The following is a 6,797-nucleotide window of genomic DNA, read 5'->3' as shown; positions in this document are numbered from 1 at the left end:
GCAGGGCCTCCCCCACGCGCCGGTCCGACGCCCGCCAGGCCGCCGACGCAGAAGATCGCGCGCGGGTTGATGAGGTCACCCGGCAACGGCAACACGGCGAGGCCGACGAGCCTGACGAGTCCATCTGCGCCGAGCGACAGGGCCTGGCCGCCCAGGCCCGCGCCGCCGCCGACGGCGCCCAGGCTGACGCGTCCATGGACGTCTTCAACGCCATGGCCGAGATCCGCAGGGCGGCCTCGCTGGCGCTGGCGCTGCTGGCCAGGCAGCAGATCGCCTTCACCTCTGACCAAGGGATCTTTTCGATTCGCCCCTAGATAGACCCGACAGTCGCTTCGACTCGCTGTCGTCGGCAGGAACCGACGACAGCGACGATGAGTGCCTCAGGCGGTTCATGGGATGACTGCTTGATGGCGTGTTCCGCGGCCGCTCTTCTACTGGAGTGGCCGGACGTAATCTACGTTGTAAAGGCGCTGAGCTAGGCTTCGCACAACGTGCGCCACTTATCAAACGGAACGGGCTTCGCCCGTACTCGCTCACCAAAACCAAGGGGCCAGCCTCGCACGAGGGCCGCAGCGAGCCTCGTCCAGCAAAACCAAGCAAATCCGGTGCGTCCGAGCGGAGGGAGCCGCTAGCGGCGCCTCGAGACTCGTAAGCAAGTGCCTGACGCGTGTGGTGAGCCCCTTGTGCTGCATGACGGCTGACCAGCTCCGCTCTTGGCGTGGCGTAGCGCCCATCCGCTCTACTTTGAGCGGGCGGTCCCCCGTCGCAGCGCTGCAGCGAGAAAGCGCACCTCCGCCTCGGTCACCCTCGACTGCCCCGTCTTGGCTTGAAACCACTCCTCCCGAGCCTGTCCGCGGTATCTGCTCCACCTCGTCGCCCGCTTCTGGTCGGTTCGGGGAAGGCGCGCACGTGAGGACATCGCCGTGATGGTGTCGGTCAGCCGCGCCGCTCCCCATCGGAAAATCATGTAGCTCGTGACAGGCACGGTCGAGATGCCCGGGTCTTGGGCGATCTCGTCGAACGCCTCGTCCCACTCCTTGTCGGAGTACTTCATGACGATCGTGAGCGGTCCCCACAGCGACCACCTGCGGCTGATCACCAACACGGTGTCGCTGCCCTCAACCTCCACGTCCGTCTCGGCCGGGAACCTCTTGGCTTCCTTGAGGACTTCGGCCGCGGCACGCTTGTGCTTCGTGGGCACGTGCAGCGCCGCCGCTACCAGGCATACGACGGCGACGACGATGCCGGCCATGACGTGACGCCATGTCAGGAAGGCGCTGAGCAGGAGTCCAAGCGGAATGCCTGCAGCGGCTCCGATCACGGTGCCGGCGACGAGCTTCCACGTCTTCGCCTGTAACCTCATGGGCGGCTCCTGCCACCTGCTGTTACAGCTTCCATCCGATCAGGAACGGAGCCGTCACGGCAAGGGCAAGCGCAAAGATCGTCGATGCTGTGGCGCAGGGATTCGGCTGGCGGCTCAGCTGAGCGACCGTAGAAACACCTAGCCTATGATCTTCGCCGCGTGGATGCGCTTCGCCTGGAGACCGGTGGATGTCATGGCGAGGGCGAGGCACTGTCACCCGCGGCGGCTAAGGTCTCGGTCCATCAGTACATGATCACGATGGAGGAGGCGGACCTTGGCCGCGTTGCTTCGAGGTGTCGAGGACGAGGTGCCGATCTCGTACGGGCGCTTCGACCTCTTTGACAGTTCTGGGCTCAGCCGGGAACCCGAGGAGGAGGTCGCGGCCGGATCGTTGCTGGCCGAGCCGGGCGCGATCGCCCTCGGGCAGCTCGCGATCAGCAGCCAGGCATGGGCGTTCGCGGCGCGCGTCCGTATGGAGGTCTGGGACGCCGAGCCTCCGGCACCCGGCGCGCCATGGGCCGAGGCTGGGCAGGTCGTCTACCTCAGTCCGGGCGGCGTGGTGCACCTGTGCGGTCTCATGCGCGCACCTTCCGGGCAGGCCCTGCTGCTGGGCCCGCCGTTCTTCGCCTACGCGCTGCGCGCCTACACCGGGCCCGTCCGCACCCAGCCGGCCGGCTACGACGCGAGCGTGACCGAGGCCGTCGAGGAGGCGTGGCTGCTGAGGTTCTGGCCGCTGGCGGATGCCGCTGACCCGGTTCTGCGGGCGGAGACGGAGGCGAGCGGTTGGGACCCCGACAGGATGTGTGAGATCCTCCCGCTCGACCTCGGTTCCTCCGTGGCCCGGCTGGCGCGATGGCCCGCGCTGCATCCCTCCGACGTGCCCGAACCTCAGGTCAGCCCTCTGTTCCCGTACGCCCCCTCCGCCGCGGACGAGCCCGGTCGCCTTCGTCGCCTCGTTTCCCAGGAGGCGATCGAAGCAGGGCGGCGGATCGAGGAGACCTTGGGCAGCCTGCGCATCGACATGCTCGGCAACCTTCCCGCGAACGTCGCATCCTGGTCGCAGGAGGAGCTCGATCGGTACGCCAAGCAGTTGCGCGTGAGCATGCGCATCGGCAAGGAGCTGAACCCGCACGCCGTGCCCACCTACCGGCTGGCGCCCTCCGACGTCCGCACGGTCCTGCTGCGTCCGGGCCCCGGAGTCGGCGGCCGCGCCTGGACCTGGGGCAGGGACGACAATGCCCACGCCGCCGTGTTCTCCGTCGACCGGCAGGTCGTTGCCCGAGACCGCATCCGCCGGCTCACGCTGCTGACCGGGATCGTCACCATCCTGCGCCACGAGAACGATCTCGTCGAAGTGCGCGCGGCGACGGAAGCCGAGGCGGCCCGGGTGCTCATGGTCGAGGGGATGCGGAGCTGACTGTGCCGTCGGCGAGGTCTTGGACCAGCCCTCTCCGGCGATGGGTCGGGATGTCGCGGGCGGCCATCGCCCGCTGCAACAGGTTGGCATCGAACCCGTGCCCGCGCATGTGGTCGAAGAGGGGGGCGTATCGATCGGCCCGGTCGCGCTGGAGCTTCATGGCCAGGCGGAGTTCCAGCCGGACCACCGGCACCTGGTGCGAGCCGGAGGCGACCATGACGTGGCACGGCTGCGCCAGGCTCTGCCGGCCCACTCCGGCGGAGCCCGGATCATCGCGGCCATCGCCTCCGACCTTCCTGCCGCGATCCTCGCTGATCTCCTCGGCCTGCACGTCAACACCGCCGTCCACTGGGTCACCTACGCCCGCGGTGACTGGACCGACCGCCTCACCGACCGCGCCGCAGAACAGAAGGCAAGCCATCCCAGCGATGCAACAACAAGTGAGAGGGAATAGTGCCATGGAACTGGATTACGTCCTTGCCGGCTATCGGGTCGCTACACGCACTGACCGGCAAGATTGGCAGGAGCTCGGCCTGCCTGGCCCTAGTCAGCTGTCGCTGAGCGACTGCGTGGTGGACTTGGTGGCAGTGGATTCCAGTGGTTGGGATCACTGGTTCGCCAGTCCCCAGGAGGCTGAGATCGCCCGGAATCATGCCGGAAACTCGGGGTTACATGTGCTCGGGGTCGGATTCGCTGCCGCTGATGTTCCGGGGTTGCAGGCCGATATGGCCGACGGCGGCTGGGACGGCAGCCTCCCGGAGCGGCTGATCCGGCATGAGCAGTTCCCCGGCTCCGGCGAGCGGCGGCTGGGTTTCGAACTGGTCGGCTTCGACACTGGAAGCTGGCACACCTGGACCTGCATCGGGGACCTCGTCACCGATGTTCACCAAGCCACTGGCATCCAGCCGGACCCCTATGGGCTGATCCAGGACGAGCAAGACGCGCGCCGGGCCGCTCAATGGCTCACCGACTCAGGTCTCGGGGATCCCAAGGTGTTCCTCTGGGCGGCCGCACTGCTCACGGAACTACCGCGAGCGTCTCTTCAGACCGAGGAATAGCGCACGGTCGGAATAACATCCCTCCACCAGTGATCGGCCGGGTCATCGCCGGGGTCAGCCGCGGGTTCAGGTCGCTTTCGCCGCTCTCGACGCGGTACAGCTTGACCTTATTGATCTGGTTGATGCGCGGCAGCAGGTCAAAGTCCAAGAGCCTGGTCATACCGAACCCGATTTCCGTTTGGGCGTGCGAGTCGACGTGGTGGCCGTCGCCGTGTCACCCCACCCTCTCAAGATCGCGAAGTGTCAGCTGGCACTAAGCGTCGAGGAGTCGTAGGGCCGCTTGGCTTCTGGCGATCAGTTCGGGGTCGCCTTCGGCCATGCGCAGAGGCAGGGCCTCCTGCGGCACGTCGTGTGCCTCCTGTTTGCGATCCAGGTCAGCAAGGGTCTTGCCGAGATGTTGGAGCGGGAAGCACAACAGCTCGGGCACTTCCTTCCTTGCAAGGGTGAGCATCGCGCGGCAGAGAGTTTCCGAGGCTGCTGCGTCACCCGAGTAGCGATAGGCGTCGGCCAGATTGATTGACGCGGCGAGCCGCCTGCCGCTCGTGTCCGCCAAGTCGAGTGCGCGGTTGAGGTAGTGGATCGCGTCGCCGTACTCGCCCAGAACCAGCAGCCCGATCCCAAGCGCGCGCAACGTGGTGTAGTCAGTGGGGTGCTGAGCGCGGGCCGAGTCGACGAGTGTGGTGAGCCGATCACGGTCCCTTTGGGACCATCCGTTGCCGTTCGTCGTAGGTGATGAGCTGGTTGATTTCTTGGAAGAGCACAGCCAGACATTAGGCGTACTACGGCTTGGGCGAGCGTGGTGGCCCACTTCATCCCACCTCGCACACAAGATCGCGAAGTGTCACTGGAGTACCAGCTGCCCCTCGGGAGTCAATCGGCGGGCCACCTCGGAGGTGGCCAGGCCGTCATGGAGGGTGACGCGGGAGGCGCCGCGGTTGAGGGTGTCGAGCAGCGACAGCGTCCGGCGCGGCGCGGTCCTGGCGATGTCCCGCCAGGACCGCGCCTTTCTCGGTCAGTTCGGGATGATGGACGCTGAAGGCTCGCGTGGGGCAGGGGCGAGACCACGATCCGGGTGGCCGCGAGGTCGCCCACCTGGAAGTTCAGACGCATGCGCCAATCGTCCCCTGATGATCGTTTTCAAGCAATCGTTCGCTTGACTGCGGAACCTTTCGGTGCCTGGCCGAAGAGATTGTGCGCGCCCCGGCGCGCCTCGACCATGGCAGCGAACGGCCCGCCCCGGCGTCCGAGGGGCCCGCCGCCCCTGCCTTGTGGAGGTTCAGCATGCGCGCACTCCGCAGATCGACGGTCGTCGCGGCCGTCATGGTCCTGCTCCTGGCCGTCGCCGGCACCGCCTCGGCCGACCAGGTCTCCAACGCCGGCACCGTGTACCGGTCCTCCGCCCTCTGCGTCGACGTGGGGTCCACCATCGACAACCCCGGTGGGGCCATCGAGTCCAGCACCACGGTCGACAGCCTGACCCGCATGTACGTCCCGGTCTGGAAGCAGTGGGTGGACTGCGCCAGGACCTGGGACCGGCCCCCTTGGAACATGGCCGCCAAGCTGCAGCTCCTCGTCTACGACTTCAGCACCTCCGCGTGGGGTCTGTGCCGGAGCCCGCTCGACCCCATCAACGGCGACGGGTTCATCTACAACAAGTTCACCGGGTCGCACATGTTCATCAACTGGAACTACGGCGGCAACCCGCCGGTGCCGCCCTGCGGCACGGCCTGGTACGCCACCTACAGCGGCGGCTACGTCTACAACGGGGAGTGGTACGGCGGCTGGGTGCCCTCGGGGAACATGTGGTTCGCCTGGCCCTTCTACGCCGCCCGAGCCGAGGCGCAACCTGCGCGCCCGGAGCCGCCAGCCTGGCTGCGGCCCGACGGCGGCATCGACTGGGCCACCGCCCCCAGCCAGATCCCTGTCCGCGAGGGGATGACGCCCGCCGGCCAGGTGTCGGTGCGGGAGACGTTCGCACCGCCCGCCGCGCCGCCCTCGGTGGTCCAGAAGAACCGCCCGCCGATCCCCGACGGCGTCGTGGTCCGCGTGACCTCGGCCGGGAACTGAGAAGGAGGCACGATGCGAGGACAACCCCGGACGGCCGCCAGGCGGGTACGCCGTGCCCTGTGCGCCGTCGCCGCGACCGTCCTGGTCCTGATCACCTCGGTCGCCCCGGCGCACGCCGAGGACGGCCGGGCCAGTAACGAGGACTACGTCTACCGCTCCAACTTCCTGTGTGTCAGCGTCCACGCCGAGGTGCGTGACTTCAGCAGCATCGACGCCGGCTCGTACAAGTCGACCTGGGTGGACACCTGGGCACCGAACGGCACCATCCCGTGCGGCCGCCAGTGGCCGCTGCCCGCCGGCTACCTCGCGGTACGGCTGATCGTGCTCGTCTACAACTTCGACCGGCAGGAGTGGGGCACCTGCTCGGGCATGGACTCCGGCTTCCATTACACGCCCGACGAGACCAGCCACGCCGACTGGTACATGTGGGACGGCTACGGCTCCAACCCCGCCCCCTGCGGCACCGCCTGGTACGCCTCGCTGGGCTTCGGTTACGCCTGGAACGGCTCGTGGTATGGCGGCTACTTGCCCTCGGGCAACGTCTGGCTCACCTCCAAGTACGGCCTCCAGGCCAAGACGCCACCGGCGCAGCCGCCGCGCCCGTCCTGGATCAACGGCGAGGGCGGGTTCGACCCGGGCGGGCTCCCGGACCGGCTGCCGCTCATCGGCGCCGACGGCACACCCCAGCGCACGGGCTCGGGCGCCGTCGCCACCGTCGACACCGCCACGATGTTCGGCCCGCCGTCCCAGCCGCCGCCCGGCTAGGGTCTGTTCGGGCGATCAAGAGGACGGGCTAATGCGTCGCGGTCGTCAGGGCGGAGTATCTCGGTTGCTGCGGATTTGGCTGTGCTGTCACGATCTGCGCATGATTACTCCTGGCCCGATAGTCCCT

General features: G+C 67.8%; 8 protein-coding genes and 1 pseudogene. 6 read left to right on the top strand and 3 right to left on the bottom strand.

Translation table 11 applies throughout. The features are described from left to right. Positions 1–314: hypothetical protein (locus ACWEJ6_RS48765; RefSeq protein WP_452432258.1), on the top strand; the 314-nt coding region annotated here is incomplete at its 5' end. A gap of 425 nt (positions 315–739) precedes the next feature. On the opposite strand, the gene ACWEJ6_RS48760 is transcribed toward ACWEJ6_RS48765, so the two are convergent. Beyond that, positions 740–1,363 (bottom strand): hypothetical protein, encoded by a 624-nt coding sequence (locus ACWEJ6_RS48760; RefSeq protein ID WP_452432256.1) that lies wholly within the window; start codon positions 1,361–1,363, stop codon positions 740–742. A gap of 274 nt (positions 1,364–1,637) precedes the next feature. On the opposite strand from ACWEJ6_RS48760, the gene ACWEJ6_RS48755 reads away from it, so the two are divergent. Genes ACWEJ6_RS48755 through ACWEJ6_RS48745 form a run of 3 tightly spaced genes read left to right on the top strand, consistent with a single transcriptional unit; the run spans position 1,638 to position 3,838 of the window. Further along, positions 1,638–2,780 (top strand): hypothetical protein, encoded by a 1,143-nt coding sequence (locus tag ACWEJ6_RS48755; RefSeq protein WP_452432255.1) that lies wholly within the window; start codon positions 1,638–1,640, stop codon positions 2,778–2,780. A gap of 40 nt (positions 2,781–2,820) precedes the next feature. Next, the gene (locus ACWEJ6_RS48750; RefSeq protein WP_452432254.1) at positions 2,821–3,234 is read left to right on the top strand and encodes a hypothetical protein; all 414 of its coding nucleotides are present in this window, start codon (positions 2,821–2,823) and stop codon (positions 3,232–3,234) included. Positions 3,235–3,238: 4 nt separating this feature from the next. Further along, positions 3,239–3,838 carry a hypothetical protein gene (locus ACWEJ6_RS48745; RefSeq protein WP_452432253.1) on the top strand — a complete coding sequence of 200 codons (600 nt, stop codon included), beginning with the start codon at positions 3,239–3,241 and terminating at the stop codon, positions 3,836–3,838. Here ACWEJ6_RS48745 and ACWEJ6_RS48740 read toward each other — a convergent pair. Beyond that, positions 3,798–4,031: pseudogene (locus ACWEJ6_RS48740) on the bottom strand (Tn3 family transposase); the annotation flags it as partial. The gene ACWEJ6_RS48745 and the pseudogene ACWEJ6_RS48740 sit on opposite strands and share 41 nt — an antisense overlap. A 60-nt stretch (positions 4,032–4,091) precedes the next feature. Continuing rightward, positions 4,092–4,469 (bottom strand): hypothetical protein, encoded by a 378-nt coding sequence (locus tag ACWEJ6_RS48735; RefSeq protein ID WP_452432252.1) that lies wholly within the window; start codon positions 4,467–4,469, stop codon positions 4,092–4,094. 650 nt (positions 4,470–5,119) lie between these two features. Here ACWEJ6_RS48735 and ACWEJ6_RS48730 point away from each other — a divergent pair. Together ACWEJ6_RS48730 and ACWEJ6_RS48725 are read left to right on the top strand one after the other, a co-directional pair. Continuing rightward, positions 5,120–5,905 carry a hypothetical protein gene (locus ACWEJ6_RS48730; RefSeq protein WP_452432251.1) on the top strand — a complete coding sequence of 262 codons (786 nt, stop codon included), beginning with the start codon at positions 5,120–5,122 and terminating at the stop codon, positions 5,903–5,905. A gap of 12 nt (positions 5,906–5,917) precedes the next feature. After that, a complete protein-coding gene (locus ACWEJ6_RS48725) occupies positions 5,918–6,670 on the top strand; it encodes a hypothetical protein (protein WP_452432250.1) in 753 nt (250 codons plus the stop codon). The last annotated feature ends 127 nt before the right edge of the window (positions 6,671–6,797 follow it).

The organism is Nonomuraea sp. NPDC004702 (assembly GCF_053601695.1).
The sequence above is the reverse complement of the archived record's forward strand: the minus strand, read 5'-3'. Positions and strand labels throughout refer to the sequence as shown.